This window comes from Marinactinospora endophytica, from assembly GCF_054780875.1.
The window spans coordinates 12,366-31,162 of sequence record NZ_BAAGVM010000021.1; the positions used below are offsets into that span (position 1 = coordinate 12,366).

The window sequence follows — 18,797 nt, forward strand, 5'->3', positions numbered from 1 at the left end:
TCTTCCTGAAGAGTTGGGATGTGGGCCAATTTTAGATGAAATGGTGATAATACTCCCCATTCTCACACTGGTGGATGATGGTTCACCTGGGATAGATCCGCGTTCTTTTGGAAACCCGGTTGTTCTTTATGCATCTCCTGAAATTAACGACGCATCGATTTGCGCGCCGGAGTGCAGTGGCGCCGGTGGTCTAACGCAGCCAGTCAATGCGCGGGGCGCGGGGGTGAATACCGCTACCGGCGGTTACGCAGGCTCTTTCCAGGACGCTTCACTCTCTTCCGCGCAGACTCCGTTCGCGGTGGAGCGCGCCTACAGTTCGGGCAACTCTGGTGGTGCGTTGGGAGCGGGGTGGAGTCTGCCGTGGGAGACCTCCTTGTCGACCGGCGCGGATGGAGCGGTCACCCTCCGGGAGGAGTCCGGTTCCCAACTGACCTTTACCCCTAGTAGCAGCGGCACCTATACCGCGCCGACCGGTGCCAGGTCCGTGCTGGCCAGTACCGCTGAGGGGTGGGAGCTCACCACACCTGACCGGCGCATCCTGCGCTATGACTCCCAGGGGCGCCTGTCCTCGATCACCAGCCGCGGCCAGCGACAACTCGCTGTCACCTACGAAGCAGACCGGCCCTCGCAGGTCACTGACTCCTCCGGGCGTGACTACGAGCTCGACTACACCGATGATCGCCTCACCCGGGTGACGCTCCCCGATGACCGGTATATCCAGTACGGCTATACCGGTGGCCGTCTCACCAGTGTGCGGGGATTGGACGGCACCACCATCCGCTACGGCTACGACCCCGCCGGGCTTTTGGACGAGATCACCGGTCCTGACGGCCACCAGCTGCTGGGGTTGGTCTACGACTCCCAGGGGCGGGTGATTGAGCAGACCGACGCCTCCGGTGCGGTGACCGAGTTCGACTACTCCACCAGTCATGGTTTCGACACCACGAACGTGACCACCCCCTCCGGGGGAATCTGGACCGACATCTACGCCGGCAACGTCCTGTTCGCGCAACTCGACCCGTTCGGTAACGCCACCGACTACACCTACGACGCAGACCTCAACCGCACCGCGGTCAAGGACGCGCTCGGCCGCACCACCACCTACACCTACGACACGGACGACCGTCTGACCCGGGCCTCGAGCGAGGCGTCCCGCACCACGTGGACCTATGACGCGGACGGCAACATCGCCACCGCCACCGATGGTGCCTCACGCGCGGTCTCCTATGAGTACACCGCCGACAGCCAGCTCGCAGCGGCAGTGGACGACCTGGGGAACCGCACCGCGTTCACCTACACCGACGACGGTCTGCTGGAATCCGTCACCACACCGCGGGGCCACACCACCCGCTTCGAATACGACGCCGCTGGCAACCAGACCGCGGTGGTCAGTCCTTCGGGGGCGCGTGAGGAACGCACCTACGACGCGGCGGGACGGGTATTGACCGTCACCGACCCGCGCGGCCACGACAGCGCGGACCCGGACCGGTACACCACGAGTTTCGCCTATGACGACGCTGACCGGATCACCGCCCTCACCCTGCCGGGCAATGGTGGTACCGAGCGCTACACCTATGACGCCTACAGCCAGGTGGAGACCGTCACCGACGGGGCCGAGCGCACCACCTCCTACACCTACGACGCCCCCGGCCGCCTGGAGAAGGTGACCGCACCGGGCGGGGCCAGTACCGCCTATGCCTACGACGACGCCGGGAACCTGGCCTCGGTCACCGCCCCAGACGGCGGCACGACCTCCTACACCTATGACGAGGCAGACCGCCCGCTCACCGTGGTAACCGCGCGCGGCAACACCGAAGGCGCCGACCCCGAAGACTTCACCTGGTCCTTCGGCTACGACGAGGCCGGACAGAACACGACCGTCACCGACCCACTCGGGCACACCACCGCCTATGCCTACGACGCCGACGGCCGTGTCGTGCAGACCACGGACGCGCGCGGCATCATCCGTAGGACCACCTACGACCAGGGCGGCCTGATCCGAACGGTGGTCGATGGCAACAACCGGGTCGAGAACCGCTACTACGACGACGCCGGACAGCTGATCCGCGTCAACGACCGGCGCAGCAAGAACACCACCTACGCCTACGACGCCGACGGCAACCTCATCGAGCAGCGCACCCCCACCGGCGCCGCCACCACCTACACCTACAACGCCGACGGCCTGCCGACCAGCGTGGTCGACCCCCGCGGCAACGTCGAGGGCGCCAACCCTGACGACTTCACCTGGACCTACAGCTACGACGCCGCCGGGTTGCTGACCGGCGTCACTGACCCGCTGGGCCACACCCAGACCAGCACCTACGACGAGCGCGGCCTGCTCACCCAGGCGACCGACGCTCTCGGGGAGAGGACTACCTACGCCTACGACGTGCTGGGACGCCTGGAACAGGTCAAAGCCCCCGATGGTGGCACCACCACCTATGCCTACGACGTGGCTGGCAACGTCGCCTCACGAACCGACGCCAACGACCACACCACCCACTACGACTACGATCCGATCGGACGGCTCACCTCGGTGACCGATCCCCTCGAGCGCGTCCGCGAACTCGCCTACGACCTCGAGGGCAACCTCATCACCGAGAGCAACGCCCGCAGCCACACCACCACCTACCAGGTGGACGCCCTGGGCCGCACCACCGAGGCCACCTACTCCGAGGGCACCCCCACGGTCACCCTGACCTACAACGCCACCGGCCAACCCGTCCAGGTCACTGACGGCACCGGCACCCGCGCCTTCACCAACCTCGACGGCGAAGGCCGCCCGCGCACCCTCACCCTGCCCGGCGACCAGGGGAGCATGGCCTACGTCTACGACGCGGCCGGCAACATCACATCCCTGCGACCCCCCAACAACCAGACCACCACCTACACCTACAACGCCGACGGCCTCCGCACCTCACAAAACATCGCATCCCGCCACAGGATCGACTACGGCTACGACCCGGCCGGCAACCTCACCACCATCACCAGCCCCACCGGCAACGGCCACACCGAAACCCGCACCTTCGACCCCACCGGCCGCCTGGACAGCGCCACCACCACACAAGGCGTCAGCGTCCTGTCGGCGTGGGAGGTGACCCGCGATCCCAACGGCCAGCCCCTACGGGTGGACGCGACCCAAGCTGGCCAGCACAGCAGCCAGCTCTTCGCCTACGACACCAACGGCCGCCTGACACGCGAATGCACCACCACCCCCGAGACCGAGGACTGTCCTGAGGGGGACGAGGCCACCACCGCCTACACCTACGACCAGGTCGGCAACCGCCTCACCGCACACACCGGCACCCAGACCACCACCTACGCCTACGACGCCGCCGACCAGATCACCACCGCCACCACCGGCCAGACCAGCACGGCCTACACCCACGACGCCGACGGCAACCTCACCTTCGACGGCGCCACCACCTACACCTACGACGCCCCCGGCCGCCTGACCAGCGCCGACACCGACCAGGGCACCTACACCTACACCTACGACGCCGACGGCAACCGCACCACCTCAAGCCTGGACGGCCAACTCCAACGCACCAACACCTGGGACATCCTCCACCCCCTGCCCCAATTGGTCAGCGAACGCGACGGCACCGGAGCCCTGGTGGCCACCTACACCTACAATCCCCACGGCCAGATCCAGACCCAAAACCACGCCACGGCCGGGTTTCAGCAGTACCACCTGGACTGGCACGGCTCCGTCGCCGACACCACCAACGCCACCGGCACCCCCCAACACCAGTACGCCTACACCGGTTTCGGCATCACTCACCACACCACCCTCACCGAGAACGCACCGGCCAACCCCTTCACCTACATCGGCCAGTACGACGAACCCGGTGCGGGCCTGTACCTACACGACCGCGACTACCGCCCCGACCTGGGACGCTTCACCACCGCCGACCCCGCCCCCCGCCAGACCACCGACGCCTACACCAGCGCCTACGCCTACGCCGAGAACCTGCCCACCACCCTCAGCGACCCCTCAGGGCGCTGCCCCATCTGCATCAGCATGGGCATCGGCGCCGTCCTGGGCGGGGTCATCGAGGGCGGTATCTACGCCTACACCACCGAGGACACCACCTGGGGCGGCTTGGCCCAGGCCGCGGGCCGTGGCGCGCTGATCGGAGCGGTGGGCGGGGCGATCATGCCTGGCGCGGGCAACCTCGCCGCCCGCTCCCTGAGCCTGACTGGTGCCCGCTCGGTCGCGGTGTCCGCAGGGGTCAACGCCGCGGTGGGCGCCGGGTTCACCTGGGCCTCCAACACCATCCAATGCCGCCCCACCGGCCCCACCGACCTGCTCTTCGGAGCCCTCGGCGGAGCCGCCGGAAGTCTCATGGGGGGACGGTTGAGTTCGCTCGGCGGTGCGGTTGGTGCAAGTGCAAACACTAATCGCTCCGCAGCGAATGCTATTAACGGAGCCAGGTTGACTGAAGGGAAGCCTGGTGGAAATTCGTGGGTAGCAGATCTGAGTCATGTTACCGGTTCAACTGCGGCTTCACGGAACCGCGCCATATCAGCGATTATATCCGAAGACTTCCCTGACCTCCGATTCACCCATACTCCCGTCTATAGCCCTTGGGTAAGCAGTGGCATTGCTCGACACGGGGAAGGGACTCAGATAGGTGCAGAATCGTTTGTAAGCAGGGCAGAGTTGCGTGATAGCCTTGTGCATGAGGAGCTGCATCATCGTTGGTGGTCTCGTGGAATTTATGAAAGGCATCATCCGCGAGACGGATCTGGATTGTCTGATCGCTTCTATGAGACTGTACGCAGATATCAAAATATGCGGGGTTGGTGATGATTGAGCAGGCTGTTCGCTTAACTGATGCGTGCAGGGAGTGCGGTAGTACTCGTGAGGGCTGGGTGGTCCAACTAGTCAAAAACGGTAGACTCCGGTGGGAGATTGAGTGGGAATGCGCCGGCTGTGAGGCGTCTCACCAATGGGCGTGGGGGTCCGCTCCGGGCCATGTGCGCGACCTGTTGATTGAGCGGCATGGTGTAGATTGCTTGAGGGTTTTGGGGGAAGGGCAAAAAAAAGGTGTGCTACTAAAGGTCTTCAGGGAAGCTTTTAATTCTTCTATCAGCGAGGCGAAAGAATTCAGCCATAACGTGACTGGTTCTGGGTATGAGGGAACACGTGTGGAGGTGGTCCTCCTGTCCAAGCTTCTTCGCGATAGAGGTGTGAAAATCGAAGTGACTCCTGGTTCGTGTGAGTGAGTTTTCCTCAACGGGTTCTACCTCCATGCGTTGTTGAGGAAGAGAACAGTTTGAGTTATCGCTCCGATTCGGCCAAGGCTCAAAGCCGCGTCCTTCAGAGCCCGCCAGCGCTACTTCAGTTCAACACCGGTCAGCACGGTCAGGGCCAGCGCACCCAGGACCGCTGCGCGTGCGAGGTTGGCCACCACGAGCACGGCTCGGCGAGGCAGGCGGTCGACTAGCGCTCCGGCGAACAGTGCGAACAGCAGCTTGGGCAGCTGCTGGACCACGACGGCGGCCGAGACCGCGACCGCGGAAGAGGAATGGGAGGCGACCAGGAGCGGGCCCGCTGCGAGCAGGGCCCCGTCGCCGAGGTTGGTGATGGCCGAGGCGGACCACAGGCGGGTGAAGTCGGGCCCCAGAGGGGGCAGGCGCCTGCGGCGGGCACGACGGAGAAGGGACATGGAGGTAACTCCCCAAGACATGACGAAGGCGCCGATCGGCGCGTGGACGGGACAGCACGATTGGGTGCTGTCCGGCCCGCCTCGGCGGGGAGTCGCGTGATGCAAAAGCGAAAGGGCCTGAGGCCCTACCGCAGAGGCTCCCGGTGCCAGGAGGGCTGAGCGATCGGGCGCACGGTGGTGATGTGCATCAGGGGTCCTTTCGAGCGTCGGTCGTGCCTTGCGGGTGGGCAGGGGCCGGGGGACCGGCGAGGAGCACGTTACGGGGAAACCTCTGGGGGAGCGATGGGTTTTCCAGCAGCTGTCCGAAGCCTGGTGTGTCGGAGGGTTCCGCCTCACTCGGAGAAGTGGGCACACACCGTGACTGCGCACCCGGTCGGTCGTGACAGGGGCATCCGAGGCCCCAACATACCTCCGTGGTGACGTTGGCGCAGGTCAGAAGTTAGACCCATCCTGGTGAACGGATTGGCCTACCCGCGCCGCGTGGTTCGTTCCCGTTCGTCCTTGTTCTGGCCGCCGATAACTGCTCTTATCAGTGCGGTCAGACCGCATCCGGGCTCCGCTGGAAAACCCCGTTGCCGCTTTCCGGCGTACTTGGTTACTAGCGCCAATTACATCTGGTCCGAGGGACGAAGTGTCGGCGGCATGGCGGTATCGGTGATCATCTGACAGGTGAGAAACCAGGCGATGCACTGAGAGGAGGAGAAGAACTCCCATCCGGGCTTGGCGGAGTGCTCCGAGAAGCTCGCGGAACCCGATCCCGTGTTTGGCGGGTGCCGGGAGCGGAGCCTGATGATGGGAGCCGTCGAACTCCTGGGCCGGCAGGAGTACACCGGCTTCGAGCGCGATCTTCCCGGCACGAGCACGGAGTGACCGCAGGCCTTCCTGCCAGCCGTCCCCTCCGTACGGCTCCGCGGCCTTCGTCAGGTCCTCCTTGAGCCGCCGTCTTCGTCTGGTAGGGGTGGGGGAGCGTGGTCAGTCCGGGCGGACTGTGAGCGCGACGATCCTGTGACCGTAAACGAGGACGGTCATCACATACCCGATCCCGCGCATCTGACGGACGAAGGGGTCGTCGTAGTCGGGGTGGGGCTGGGTGAGCAGCGCGGGGTCGTCGGCGGCCGCCAGCGCCAGCAGGGCGTCACCGGCGCGGATCCGCACGCGCGGCGGCAGTGCCCGCAGTTGGTCGCGAACAGGGCCTGAGAGGGTGATGGAGCGTTTCACGCGGCGCGCCACGGGTGCTCGGCGTCGTCCAGGAGGACGGCGAAAAGCTCCTCTCGCATGGACGCCTCGTCGGCGGCCTCGATGGTGACCCCCTCGGGAGGGAGGTCGGAGTGGGCTCGCTCCAGGGCACGGTGCACGACATCGGCGTCGCTGTGTGGTGCCCCGGGGCCGTTGGTGGTGTGGGATGTCATGGGCTTCCCCCTTCTCAAGCGGCGGGTAGGGCCGGCTGGCTCCCGGCCGGTGTGGTGTGGCATTGCCGTGGAAGGGCCTCGACGGCGGCCTGTGGCCCGGACAGCAGCTCCAGGAGGGTGATGTGGAAGTGGGCGGCGATACCGTCCAGGTCGTCCACGGTCCACAAACGGCGGCCGTGGACCTTCGCGGAGACGTTGGTGCGGTCCTGATGCAGGCTCGCGGCCAGATCGGCGATGTTCTCACCGCACCTGCGCAACAGCACGGCGACGGTGTCGCTGATCTGCTCGTGGCGGCGGGAGCGCTGCCTGGTCGCGGAGGTTCCCATACGCGCACCGTATCAAATAGACCCTTCTGAGGTCTTGTTGTCACGGACGAGGTGAGCGCCCTGGCCGGGGTGGCACGCTTCCCCTCCCAGGAGATCCCCGCCGAGGTGGTCGACCACGTGCGGCGCCGCCTGGACCGGGGCGAGGACGTCGAGATCATCGGCCTCTGCGACGTCAACCACCGGGGCGCCCCACGCCCCTGGTAATCCGCCTGATGCGCGCTCCAGCACATTCCACCCTTCCAGACCATTTCATGTAAACAGACACTGAAGGGCGGGCGTCACCGCCCACGGCCCCGTGGAAACTCGATGAGCACCACCGGCGAAGACCTGATCACCTTGAAGGAGTGGGCTGCGCGGAACGGCTACAGCCACAGCTACGCCGTGCACGTCATGCCCCGCTACTACCCGGACTTCCCCGCCCCCGAGAAGACGCGGCAAGGGGCCACGGAGAAAGGCGGCGGAGGCGGGAGCAACTTGTATGACCCCGCCAAACCCGGTCCGTTCACACCGCGGCGGCCCGACCCTGTGGAACTGCCCGAGGAAGACCTGGACAAGCAGGTCACACTGGGGGACTTCGCCAAGCTCATCGCCGTCAACCCCGGCAGCGTGATCCAGATCAAGGACGACCGCCCCGACACGCTGCCGCCCACCGTGGACGGGCGACGGCAGTGCTACCCGCGGGCGCGATACTTCGCGCGCGACCTGCTGATCATGTGGAACAGCCGTCCAGGGCGCGGGTCGGGTTCCGATAAGCGCCGACCACCGCTTCCCTGGCAGGACGGTTCCACACCGTAGCGCCACCCTCTCGCTTGGCAGAACGCCGGTTCGAGTCGGGGGGCGAGACTGGTAAGAGTCGCTGATCGAGTGATCTGTCGTTCCCCGTGGATCCCGCCTAACGATCACCGTGTGTCGTCGCTGGACAGCGAAGCGGCGACCAGTGGGGTCTTCGGCGTCGGGGGGGCACCCGCACGCCTTAGGCTCGAGCGGACTTGGTCAGCCGGTCCACGGCTACGACGATCGTGGCGATCGGCGCGGCGGGCTTTCTACAGGGCATCGGGTCTCCATATGCGTCAGTAAGGGGGTAGTGGAAAGGAGGCGGACCGGTGGGCACCGCCGTAGGGGAGCCAGCGCTCCGTGTGGTCAATGGCGTCGCGGAGCTGGGGAGCGGTGGGGGCCGAGATCGGAGGCACCTGGGCCGGTCCTCGATAGAAGGCCCAGAAGGCGCGACTGCCCGGTCCCCACATGACCAGCCAGCGGCTCCCGACCACCTGCTGGAGGCGATATGCGTCTTCGTACTGGCGGCTGTCGTCCTGAGCGCTCCAAGCCACGGCTCACCTCCGCCGTCCCGGCCGGGCGAGCTCGGCCCACACTGTGACCCCGTGCTCACCGTCCTTGCGATACCAGCCCCATTCGCGGCTTAGCGCGGCTACGAGACCGGCCACCACAGGCCGAAGCGACGTGACGCAGAACGCCTCGACACCGCGCTCAACGCTCATGGCGCCATCCTTCGCGCGTGGGGGTCAGCGCAACGGTCGGATACCAATCCCGAGTGGTTCCGCGAGGTGACAGAGGCAGAGAAGTACGCGACTCGTATCGAGATATACCACCCGGCGCTCGTTCCGGGACGGTTTCAGACACCGGAATACGCGCGCGCAGTTCTCACCACATGCCGGCCGGGCGGCGCCAACGCCTTCTGTCGGCCGTGCGCACGCTGATGACCGCCGATGCCGCCGCCCTCGCCCGCACCGGCGGCCCACTCGATGGCCACCTGGCGTGGGTGGCGGAATTCGAACGCGCCGGCGCGACGCTGAGAGTCCTCGCCGCCAGCGGACAGCTCACCCGCGGCCTGCGCGCCATCATCGCGCACCACATCCTGTTCCACGCCAACCGCGCCGGCCTGTCCGCACAGGACCAGCACACCCTTTCCCACATAGCAGAAGAGGCAGTCATGGGTACCGACGACCGCACCGCGCCAGCCGCCGACGACGCCATGCCGGCTGACATCACCAGCACGGCCTCGCCCTCAACAGGCCCCGCTGGTGCAAACGAAGCCGAAGCGTTGCGCCACGCCCTGGTCGAGCAGATCCGGGCCGACGGACACGCCCGGACTCCCGGCATCGAAGAGGCTCTGCGCACCGTGCCACGCCACCTCTTCGTGCCGAACGCGCCTTTGACCGAGGCCTACGCCAACAGCCCCGTCCACATCAAGTACGCCCCCGACGGCACGTCGATCTCCTGCGCCTCCCAACCCACAATCGTCGCCCTCATGCTCGACCAGCTCGACGCGCGGCCGGGGGACCACGTCCTGGAGCTGGGCACGGGCACCGGCTACAACGCCGCCCTGATCGGCCATCTGGTGGGCGCTACCGGGCACGTGACCACCATGGACGTCGACGCCGACCTGGTCGAGGGAGCACGCGCGCACCTGGCCGCAGCTGGCGTGGACAACGTCGAGGTCGTGCTGGGCGACGGAGCCCTCGGCCATCTCCTCAACGCGCCCTACGACCGCATCATCGCCACCGTCGGCGCCCACGCCATCCCCCGCGCCTGGCTGGAACAGCTCGTACCCGCCGGACGCCTCGTGGCACCCCAGCGTCTCAAGGGCAGCGTCTCCCGCTCCATCGTCTGGGAGCGCCGCGAAGGCCGATGGGGCTCCAAGGGATCGGCGATGAACACCTTCATGCCCCTGCGCCGGGGAATCGCCGACGGCGAACGCCACATGATCCCCCTCAGCGCCGATGGGACTGTGCGGTTGCAAGCGCCTGCCGGAGTCGGTGCCGACGCCGAAGAACTGGCCGGGGTACTGGAACAGCCACGCACCGAGGTCTGGACCGGTATGACGGTGCGTGCGGCGGAATCCCCTGAGTGGATGGAGCTGTTCGTGAGCTGCGCCCTGCCCAGCGGAGTGAGCGGACTGATCCGCATGCTGTCCCCCCGCAGGCGAAGGGCGGGCTGCTGACCGCGGACCCCTACCCCTCCTCGGCCGCAGCCTTCGATAAGGGCACCCTCGCCTACCTCACCCGCCGCCCCTCGCACAAGACCACCGCCGAGGGAGCCAGGCTGTGGGAGTTCGGCGTCGCCGCACACGGCCCCGGCGCCGGAGACCTGGCGCAAAGCGTCGCCGAGGCCGTGCGGCCCATTTCGAACTCCACGACCGCGGAACACCGCTGGAGCAAGCGCGTCCCGGATACTTCGTCCTCGACACCCCGCTCAACCGGGTGATCGTCGACTTCTCCTGAGAGCGTGCGCACTGCGTGACCCGGTGTCCGCCGGCATCTGCCCCCCGGCGGACACCGCCGCATCCCACCGTCCCATCCCAAGGGAGCGTTCATGGATGCGCAGGGTCCGACAGCGCGGCGCTTCCCACCCGCCGCGCCCAGTTGCGCTCGGCTGCCTGCCTGCTGGCCGACCTGACCGTGATCGCCCTTGCGGGGGCGCCGGGGTGGCCGAAGCCCTCACCCAGGCCGCTCGCCACGGCCAGGGATGGGCGCCCGAGCAGATTCGCATCGCGCTGCACGCCGCCGCGCTCCGCGGCAAGCCCTCTTGGCAGGCCCTGGACGCCCTGGCCAAGCGCACCGAAGTCGGTGAGTTGGGCGAACTGGCCGCGTCCCTGCAACTGGCTGGGACCGAAGGTGCTCGCGTCCGTGCTTCACTGACGGCAAGGTCCGGGCACTACACACCGCAGAGCTGGCCGAGGCCCGCGCCGCCGCTCAGACCGAGCGCATGACGTTGCCGGTGACCGTCCTGGTCCTGGAGTTCATGGTGCTGATCGGCTATCCCGAGCTCATCCACGTCGCCACTGACTTCTAATCGCGCCCGCACTTGAGGAGGACCTGGACCGTGTTCGCCTACCAACTCGCCACCATGTTCCGTGACCGCTATGTCACCCTGCGCGGTGGTCGGGGTTCCTACACCACCGAGATCGTCATCGGCATCCCCATCGTGGCGGCCATCACCGCCGTGGTTGGCCCGATCCTCACCGACGCCTTCGCCCGAGCCGCTCGCGACATCGACCTGGGTATCACCAAGTGAAGCGCAAGTTGAATGATCGGGGCTCCACCGAACTAGTGCTGGTCTTGCCTCTGGCATTCACCATGATCGCTGCGGTGCGCCAGCTCGGCCTGTGGGCCCACGCCCAACAGCGCGCCGAGGCCGTAGGCCCGCCAGGTCGCCCACCGCCGCCACCAGGCGCGCGCGGCCGATCGCCCCGCCCGTCTGTCACCACAACGGTGACAGACGGAGCGTCCCCTCCCCGCGCGGGGAGGGGACGCTCCGTCGTGTCCTGATTGTTCAGGTTTCCGGCCTCCGATCAGTGAACCTTATCGGCAGCCAGACGGGGTCACTCCTCGATGGGGCCTGCTGGTTCCCACGCCAGCGGCAGCCGCACCACCCCAGGTTTCCCCGCCGCGACCGCCTTCACCAACCCGACCGGAGGCCTCCCCGACGCCGGTCGGAGAGGAGGTTTCCCGTTCGGGGACCCCGCGAAGTCCACCGTGCCGCCGGAGAACTCCGCGTCGCCGAAGTCCACCATGCTGCCGGTGAACTCCGCGGCGCCGAAGGACACGCGGCCGCCGGTGAACTCCGCCCAGGAGAAGCTCACCGTGCCGCCAGAGAACTCCGCGCCGAAGGACACACGGCTGCCGGTGAACTTCGCGGCGTCGAAGGACACGCGGCTGCCGGTGAACTTCGCGCCGATGAAGTCCACCCTGCCGCCGGTGAACTTCGCGGCGCCGAAGAACACCATGCTGCCGGTGAACTTCGCGCCACGGAAGGACACGCGGCTGCCGGTGAACTCCGCGCCGAAGAAGTCCACCCTGCCGCCGGTGAACTCCGCGTCGCCGAAGGACACACGGCTGCCGGTGAACTTCGCGCCACGGAAGGACACGCGGCTGCCGGTGAACTCCGCGCCGAAGAAGTCCACCCTGCCGCCGGTGAACTCCGCGTCGCCGAAGGACACCGTGCCGCCGGTGAAGTGGGCGCGGGACAGGTCGCCGCCGTCGAAGACGGTGCCGGTGAAGTCGAAGTCGCATCCGCGCCAGGGGGTGTCCTCGCGCAGCCGGGCGCCGATGATGCGGATGATGGTGTGGCGCACCTCCCGGAATCCGGCGAACGCCAGCGTCGCGGCGCGGTGGGCCTCAACCTGTTCCTCGGTCGCGTTCTCGTCCAGGGGGGCGGGCTCTGGCTCGTAGGGCATGCGCAGGTAGGCGCACAACACGTCGATGCACATCTGCCGCAGTTCACGGGTGGAGGCGTCGTCGGCGAGGTGGGCCAAGGCGTGTACTCCGGCCAGGCGCACGGCGGCGTGCTCGCTGCCCAGCTTCTCGCTGGCGGTGTCGAAGCGGTCGGTGAACAAACGGGTGTCCTCACGAGCGGCCGCGAGTTGGGCACGAGCGTCATCGGCCTTGGCCAGCTCCACCTCCTCCTCGTTGGTGCGTTGGCGGCGGTAGGAGATGACCAGCAGCGCGGCGGCGCCCAGGCCGGCCACCACGGCGAAGGCGCGGGTGGCGATCGCATCCAGCGCCCGGGGCCCCAGCTGATCGGGAAACCGCGGCGGGGGCGTGTCCATCACCCACCAGGTTCCCGCGACGATGAGTGCCACCACGGCGATCACCACGGCCCAGGCCGCCACGATCAACGACCCCAGCCGCGCCCGCCCGAGGCGTTCGCGCAGCCGCAGCGGCGTTCTCCACAGCGCGGCCGTGGCGGCCACGGCCAGGCCGAGGGCGACCAGGGCCAGGCGCCCGGCCTGGGGAAGCGACCACACCCCCGCCCAGACCCGGGCGGCCAGCGGCGCTCCGGCCACCACGGCCAGGACCAGACCCGCGCCCACGATCCCCGACCGCAGCGCAGACCGGCGCACCAGCTCGACGAGGCCGGCCTTGTCCCTTTGGTCCGGCTCTTGGCCGGCCGAGGCGAGAAGAGCCCACGCGCGCGAACGCCGTGGGAGGGGAGTGGCAGCCGGAGGGGTGTCGGTCATGGCGTCCACGGTAGAGCGTCCGCGGACACTCGTCGCCGCTTATCGCGGTCTTCTGCTCGCTCTCTCCCGGCATCGTGCGCCCGCCCTTCGCCCGTCCGTTCTTCGATCCACTCAACCTGTGGCGTGATCGAGGGCACGACGCAGCTCCCCTGGCAACGTCACCACGGTCAGAGGCCGTCTGGGTCGGGGCCACCGGTTCCGTTGTTACTCACGCCCCTGATCCTCCTCCCTCTCCCTTCACCACTTGGTGCTCGGCGTTCGGGTATCAGCACACCGGTCTGCCCATACACCGGTGTATGGGCAGACCGGTGTGCCGGTCAGCGGTTCTGCGGGGCCTGGAGGACCAGTTCGGCGCCCTGGGGCTAGTTCTCAACGCCGTGGTGTGGTGGAACTCGCTGTACATCGACGCCACCATGGCCCGCGCCTGCGGGCCGGCGGGTTTCCCTCGACGGAGAAGATGCGCGCCGACCTGTCCCCGCTGGGCTTCGACCACATCAACTTCCTGGGCTCCTACACCTTCCCCACCGGATCATCGGTCGGTGCCTTGCGGCTCCCGCGCGACCCGACGCAGAACGCCTAGCGGTTCGGGTTCCACCCCTGTCCGGGTGGTCGGTGACTTTGCGCGGTGGCCAGCAGATGAGGGGCTTGCCGGAGTTGGCTGGGCGGGGAGGAGGACTTGCGCAGTGGGGGTGGGCAGGCGGGCGGTGACCGGGACGGTGCTTGGGGTGGATGGAGCCGTTGCGGGTGCGGGTTGTTCCTCAGTGTCTTCAACTCTTCATATGGGAGGGTATGAAGAGTTGAAGACACTGACGGTTTCCTCGCCCGTTCAGACCGCGCACTCTTCAGAGCTCGACTGGACGCTTGAAGGTGGAGACGCATCCCATCACTCCGGGCAGTCTCTGTTCGCCCGCTGGCGGGCGATCTGTTGTGGACACTCGCGCTTCATATGTCGTTAAAACGGGAGTGGTGGGCCACAACCCCTCCTTCTGGACGGCTCGAACCTCGCGAGACCGAGGGGGAGGGGCGCGGTCGCCGCGAGATGGACCGCAAGGAGCGGGAGCGCGTTCAAGGTAACGCGGAAAACATCATGGTTTCCTCCCTTTCCCTGATAGTGATTTCCTGTAGCCGACCTAACTCATCATGGGTTCACGCGTCAGCGTGACTCTCGGCCGACCGGTCCGGTAACCGCGGCGGCTAGCCTAGGGGATGTTCGATGCGGCCGGTGACCACCTGAAAACCGGGGATAGGATCACTCGCCCGGAAGCGGTGTCCGCGAAGAGCTCTCTTACTACCGGAGATTCCCTTCGGGAACAATTCGAGGATGACACCCCGCCTGTTAGCGGGAAAAGCCGGAAAGGGACCGTTGGCCGCCGTAGCGATCCTCCTCTCCCTAGCTCCGCGTCATTCCCCCGGAGACCGTTTGTGAACTATGTCATGCGCAATACCGGCAGCGATCAGGGTTTGATTCGTTCAGGATTCTCCACGGCGTCAAGAGTCGCGGTGTCCATACGGCGGGGGAGACGTGGCCATGAATCCGCCGTGTCATCTGAGAGTGCTGAGCGGGCAGGTTCACGGAGCACCCCTGTGGTCGCCCCGCTTATCCTCATATTGAGCCCAGTAGTGAGGAATCGGAACGGCTGGACAGCTGCCCGGGGTATTGGAGAGTGCATGAGGAAGGACTCTGCGTAAGCGGATAAGAGGTGCCCTCCCGGACTATGCGCCGGGAGGACACGCTTCCGTGTACCTGGTCGCAGCCGCCTGTAACGGCTGAGTCGAATCGTTAACTTACTGCTGGAGCAAGCAGATGAGGACCGTTCGCTGGCAGCATCGCGACTCGCACGTTACGCAGAACTTCGTCCAGGTCTCGGCGATCCTCACTTGTCGCATATATGACCTGACATCCGCTAGCCGCTGCCATCTCCAGTCGCTCAACGAACGTCGCGAGACTACCTCGATCTGTTTCTTGCTGCCGAGGCTCGTCAAGCATCAGTAGCCTGGCGTGCTTATTATGAGGCGAAGAAACTGCCGCCTCGAAGAGTGACAGATAGTAGGCCCATTTCGTGCGGATCATATCCGAAGCACTGATACCCATCGACAAGTCGAAGGTAAGCTCGACCCCGTCGTTCACTGGAATCAGAGCGGATTCATCAATCGAAAGGTCCGATGGCGGGACACTGCGCAAACCGTAATCCCGAACCTGCTCCCGGAAACTCGACTGCATGACAGAGATTTTTTGCTGGTCGGCACGGCTGGGAGTTCCGCCAAGCAGATCAGCCAACCTGTCGCTAACATCTTGCCATTTCAGCGAAAGATCATCGAAGTATTCATTTGCCTCATCAGCAAGGTCGAGCAAGCGTTGCGCTCTTTCGATGGACGAGGAAAGCAGCATCTGCTGTTGCACTTGTGCCCGACTCGGCGCTGCAGAAGGTCCGACAAGTTCATCACGCAGAGCTCTAACTTGCCGCATAGCACCGTGCAAAGCGGCTTGAAGCGCTGCACGATTTCGCTCTAGCGCGGCCCTGCGCCGCTCAGCGCTCTGGCTTGCCGCCCGAACAGTCTCCCTCTCCGCTTCGAGCTCAGCGATACTCTGGTCTAGATCAGCAGCAATGCCCGTCGCAGACTCTCTGCCGTCCAGAGATTGCCCGCAAGTCGGGCAAATGTCATTCGCTACCGATGCAATCCCCAGGGTGCTGCCAAGATTGCGGAGCTTCCTAAGGTCCGCTAGACGGCCTCTCTCAATATCTAGACTCGCAGAGCGGCTGGCAAGAGCGTCCGAATCCGTTCGCGACAGATTCAACTGCTCATCGATAAGCCGAATACGTGCACCAACGTCTCGCACGGAAGCTTCCGCCTGGGACAACTCCTCGCGAGCTTGCTGGGTGCGCTCTCCAGCAGGTTCGACACCGTGTCGCTCAAGGTCATTTAGGCGTTGTCGCCAAACGCCGATCTGTTGTTCCAGCGGTACCCATGAGGATTCTTCCATCACCTCAATCACGCCATGCTGCCGACGAGCAGGCGTGACCGGCGATTCCTGGTGAAGAAAGACGCGGCAGTTAAGACTCTTCGCCGAATCGGTGAGTCGCTCGCTAGCTGATTGCCAACGCTTCTTGAGCTCGTCTTCCTCACTCTTGGCTGCCGCTAGAGCAGTGAGTCGCTCCAAGGTCGACAAGCCAAGGACATACTCCACAGATCGTCTCAGCACATCACGGATACCGAGATAAGTTGGCATCCGCGGCGCAACTCCGGACCAACCAGACTTCTGTTCGACATAAAACAGTGGGAACAGCGCTTCGAGATAGAGAGTAACTTCTTCCGTATTGAACCCAGGCACCTGTGGGAGTTCCCAACCCAAGAACTCTGCCAGCTCTCTATGGAACCCAAGCTCTCGAAAGGCTGCACCACCATGCCGAACGAACATATCGACCCGACTTGCCCGCTGTAATTCAGCAAGAGTGGTCGCTTTCCAAGTCATGATAAGTGCAGTGTCGATGCCATCGCCTCTCACGAAGCGCTTGCATCGCATAAGATCGCCCTGCTCGTTCGCAATGGTCAGCGTAACCCAGGACTCACGTACCGGAGAACGACCACCATCCGGGAAGTCCGCGACGGTCAGGAGAGCAGGACCAAATGGAGGCTTCCTACTTGAGGAAAACATGCCCTCAAGACCGAGTGCGTAAACCACTCCCTGCAGAAGGGTGGATTTACCGAAGCTGTTAGGAGCAGCGATTACGTTCAACCCAGGTGACAGCTCAGTAGCGTAACGAAGCAAGCCTCGGTCAGTCCGGGACGCAACCTCGATGCTTACGATTCGGATACTCACACTCAGGCCCCCGCACCTGGACGATCATTCACCTTGACCACTCCCAGCCTCTCCCACATACCGGATGTAGTGATTGGCCTGAGGGAAGCCAGGAACCGCTTCTCTTGCTCCAATAGCTCCGCGTCTGAGTTAAGCAGACGCAAGTACTGCTTCCCATGCACAGAAAGCCCAAAACGAACTTTCCCCTTTTGTTCAACTAGCTCTTCCGCTTGCGCGATCTTGAGAGCATCGTCGAGCGGAGGGAAAAACACACGCAATGGCGCCTTCTGTGGATCCTGGCTCCGCCAGGTAGACAAGAAGAGTTCCGCGCTCGCACTGTCACTTATGGCCCACAGTAGGCTGTTAAGTTGCTCAGTCGTGGCTGAAGATCCTCGACAACTACCGAGAATGAGCACCAAAGCAGTTACCCGCCATCCTGCCCTTTGGGTTGTCGGAACCGGCAAAGGTACGCGCCGCATCTCAACGGGTGCTAGCGGATTGCGATGGGGGAAGGAATTGAGTTCAACTAGGTCAGTCGGCTGATCATCCTGGCGGATCGACTCAAGCGAGACGGTGTCCGGCAGGGTTAACCACATCAGGCCGCCCTCCTGAAGCGCAGCGGGCATCTTACGAGCCAACTAGAGACCGCATGCCAAGCGATTTCTTCACATAGAAGACGTGCGAGCCCTGGCGCATCCTTCTTGAGATCCTCGGCCAACCTGCGTACCAGGGTATCGATCACCTCGGTACCGGGCCTCTCCATCCCAGAAACGGTCATTGTCAAGGTGGAAACGACGGACTTGAGTCTGCGTTCAACGGCTGCATGAAGCGGCGGGTACTCCGTTTTAAGGCGATCCATCTGAGCCTGGCCCCGGAAGTACACTCGGAGCATTCCATCGCGATAGTCATCGAGCCATTCCGGGTCAGAAGCAAGCGAAGGCACCACTGATAGCTTCGCCGTGACCCGATCAGCTATCTCATTGCCTTCACCAGAACCCCACAGCGACTCATCCGGATCCGGAACATCCAGGTGCAGCTCCGTCTCAACCTGCCCAACAAGCCGGGCGCGCTCAGAAGCGAATTCTTCGTCAGTGATGATTAGCACCTTGAATTCATCAGCCATCCACTTCGGGCGTGGCATAATCGCTTCGACGTCCCTTTTCTTTTTCTGAGCATGCTCGACCAGAGAGCGACTGTCGAACTCCGGAGTCATCAAAACCCATGTATGCAGCCGCACGTCACCAAGCAGCCGACAAGTTCCCTCGACGTCGTCACAAAGCCGCTTAAGATCCTTCGTCATCTTGCGCTTTTGCGAATTTGTCTGGGATTCCAAAGTGTAAGCGTCTTCTGGGGCATAGCACTGGTAGCCAACGCCGTCGAAGCGGAACGCTTCCAAGCCGCCGTCACCGCCATCCCGAGCGGGAATGAACTGGATGTTCGAGTCGTAGCGCATCGACAGGAGGCGTCGACAGTACGACTCCCATTCGCCCCCGCTCCACTGCTCTCTGATCACATGAACACTTTAACGACGCAATGCCCACTACAACCATGGGTTGTGCATGGAAAGTAGTGGTTCGCAAGGTTCCTCGAATCGAACGGGTGAACGATATC

17 protein-coding genes and 1 pseudogene are annotated in these 18,797 nt (G+C 64.9%); 11 read left to right on the forward strand and 7 right to left on the reverse strand.

Annotation, left to right across the window (positions count from 1 at the left end):
• Nucleotides 1-40: 40 nt before the first annotated feature.
• Both ACYVHU_RS25920 and ACYVHU_RS25925 read left to right on the forward strand, forming a co-directional pair.
• Nucleotides 41-424 (forward strand): annotated as a pseudogene (locus ACYVHU_RS25920) (DUF6531 domain-containing protein); the annotation flags it as partial.
• Nucleotides 425-484: 60 nt separating this feature from the next.
• Entirely contained in the window at nucleotides 485-4,813 is a 4,329-nt protein-coding gene (locus ACYVHU_RS25925) for an RHS repeat-associated core domain-containing protein (protein ID WP_498949810.1), read from the forward strand.
• A gap of 529 nt (nucleotides 4,814-5,342) precedes the next feature.
• Here ACYVHU_RS25925 and ACYVHU_RS25930 read toward each other — a convergent pair.
• On the reverse strand, nucleotides 5,343-5,675 hold the full coding sequence (locus tag ACYVHU_RS25930) for an MFS transporter (protein WP_498949755.1): 333 nt from the start codon (nucleotides 5,673-5,675) through the stop codon (nucleotides 5,343-5,345).
• A 720-nt stretch (nucleotides 5,676-6,395) separates the two neighbouring features.
• On the opposite strand from ACYVHU_RS25930, the gene ACYVHU_RS25935 reads away from it, so the two are divergent.
• On the forward strand, nucleotides 6,396-6,545 hold the full coding sequence (locus tag ACYVHU_RS25935; protein ID WP_498949756.1) for a hypothetical protein: 150 nt from the start codon (nucleotides 6,396-6,398) through the stop codon (nucleotides 6,543-6,545).
• Between the two features lie 102 nt (nucleotides 6,546-6,647).
• Here the strand turns inward: ACYVHU_RS25935 and ACYVHU_RS25940 are convergent, their stop codons facing one another.
• From ACYVHU_RS25940 to ACYVHU_RS25950, 3 genes are read right to left on the reverse strand one after another with little or no spacing between them, the layout of a single operon-like run.
• Entirely contained in the window at nucleotides 6,648-6,893 is a 246-nt protein-coding gene (locus ACYVHU_RS25940; protein WP_498949757.1) for a hypothetical protein, read from the reverse strand.
• The gene (locus ACYVHU_RS25945) at nucleotides 6,890-7,084 is read right to left on the reverse strand and encodes a hypothetical protein (protein ID WP_498949758.1); all 195 of its coding nucleotides are present in this window, start codon (nucleotides 7,082-7,084) and stop codon (nucleotides 6,890-6,892) included. The genes ACYVHU_RS25940 and ACYVHU_RS25945 overlap by 4 nt, the downstream gene beginning before the upstream one ends.
• Before the next feature lie 14 nt (nucleotides 7,085-7,098).
• A complete protein-coding gene (locus ACYVHU_RS25950; RefSeq protein ID WP_498949760.1) occupies nucleotides 7,099-7,410 on the reverse strand; it encodes a hypothetical protein in 312 nt (103 codons plus the stop codon).
• Nucleotides 7,411-7,461: 51 nt separating this feature from the next.
• Between ACYVHU_RS25950 and ACYVHU_RS25955 the strand changes: the two genes are divergently transcribed.
• The 7 genes from ACYVHU_RS25955 (at nucleotide 7,462) to ACYVHU_RS25985 (ending at nucleotide 11,696) form a co-directional block, all read left to right on the forward strand.
• Nucleotides 7,462-7,614, forward strand: a complete 153-nt coding sequence (locus ACYVHU_RS25955) for a hypothetical protein (protein WP_498949761.1) — start codon at nucleotides 7,462-7,464, stop codon at nucleotides 7,612-7,614.
• A 102-nt stretch (nucleotides 7,615-7,716) separates the two neighbouring features.
• The gene (locus ACYVHU_RS25960; protein ID WP_498949762.1) at nucleotides 7,717-8,205 is read left to right on the forward strand and encodes a hypothetical protein; all 489 of its coding nucleotides are present in this window, start codon (nucleotides 7,717-7,719) and stop codon (nucleotides 8,203-8,205) included.
• A 767-nt stretch (nucleotides 8,206-8,972) separates the two neighbouring features.
• Complete coding sequence (locus ACYVHU_RS25965) at nucleotides 8,973-9,125, forward strand: Scr1 family TA system antitoxin-like transcriptional regulator (RefSeq protein WP_498949764.1); 153 nt, start codon at nucleotides 8,973-8,975, stop codon at nucleotides 9,123-9,125.
• The gene (gene fxlM / locus ACYVHU_RS25970; RefSeq protein ID WP_498949766.1) at nucleotides 9,113-10,369 is read left to right on the forward strand and encodes a methyltransferase, FxLD system; all 1,257 of its coding nucleotides are present in this window, start codon (nucleotides 9,113-9,115) and stop codon (nucleotides 10,367-10,369) included. Before ACYVHU_RS25965 ends, fxlM begins: the two co-directional genes overlap by 13 nt.
• 483 nt (nucleotides 10,370-10,852) lie before the next feature.
• A complete protein-coding gene (locus tag ACYVHU_RS25975) occupies nucleotides 10,853-11,137 on the forward strand; it encodes a hypothetical protein (protein WP_498949767.1) in 285 nt (94 codons plus the stop codon).
• Between the two features lie 113 nt (nucleotides 11,138-11,250).
• Nucleotides 11,251-11,442 carry a hypothetical protein gene (locus ACYVHU_RS25980; protein WP_498949769.1) on the forward strand — a complete coding sequence of 64 codons (192 nt, stop codon included), beginning with the start codon at nucleotides 11,251-11,253 and terminating at the stop codon, nucleotides 11,440-11,442.
• A gap of 62 nt (nucleotides 11,443-11,504) precedes the next feature.
• Entirely contained in the window at nucleotides 11,505-11,696 is a 192-nt protein-coding gene (locus ACYVHU_RS25985; protein ID WP_498949811.1) for a hypothetical protein, read from the forward strand.
• Nucleotides 11,697-11,749: 53 nt separating this feature from the next.
• Here the strand turns inward: ACYVHU_RS25985 and ACYVHU_RS25990 are convergent, their stop codons facing one another.
• A complete protein-coding gene (locus tag ACYVHU_RS25990; protein WP_498949770.1) occupies nucleotides 11,750-13,387 on the reverse strand; it encodes a pentapeptide repeat-containing protein in 1,638 nt (545 codons plus the stop codon).
• Nucleotides 13,388-13,844: 457 nt separating this feature from the next.
• Between ACYVHU_RS25990 and ACYVHU_RS25995 the strand changes: the two genes are divergently transcribed.
• Nucleotides 13,845-13,967: a hypothetical protein gene (locus tag ACYVHU_RS25995; RefSeq protein ID WP_498949771.1), complete on the forward strand. Its 123-nt coding sequence runs from the start codon at nucleotides 13,845-13,847 to the stop codon at nucleotides 13,965-13,967.
• A 1,200-nt stretch (nucleotides 13,968-15,167) separates the two neighbouring features.
• Here ACYVHU_RS25995 and ACYVHU_RS26000 read toward each other — a convergent pair.
• Both ACYVHU_RS26000 and ACYVHU_RS26005 read right to left on the reverse strand, forming a co-directional pair.
• Entirely contained in the window at nucleotides 15,168-17,123 is a 1,956-nt protein-coding gene (locus tag ACYVHU_RS26000; RefSeq protein WP_498949772.1) for a hypothetical protein, read from the reverse strand.
• A gap of 658 nt (nucleotides 17,124-17,781) precedes the next feature.
• Nucleotides 17,782-18,699, reverse strand: coding sequence for a hypothetical protein (locus ACYVHU_RS26005; protein ID WP_498949774.1), 918 nt, complete (start codon nucleotides 18,697-18,699; stop codon nucleotides 17,782-17,784).
• Nucleotides 18,700-18,797: the final 98 nt, after the last annotated feature.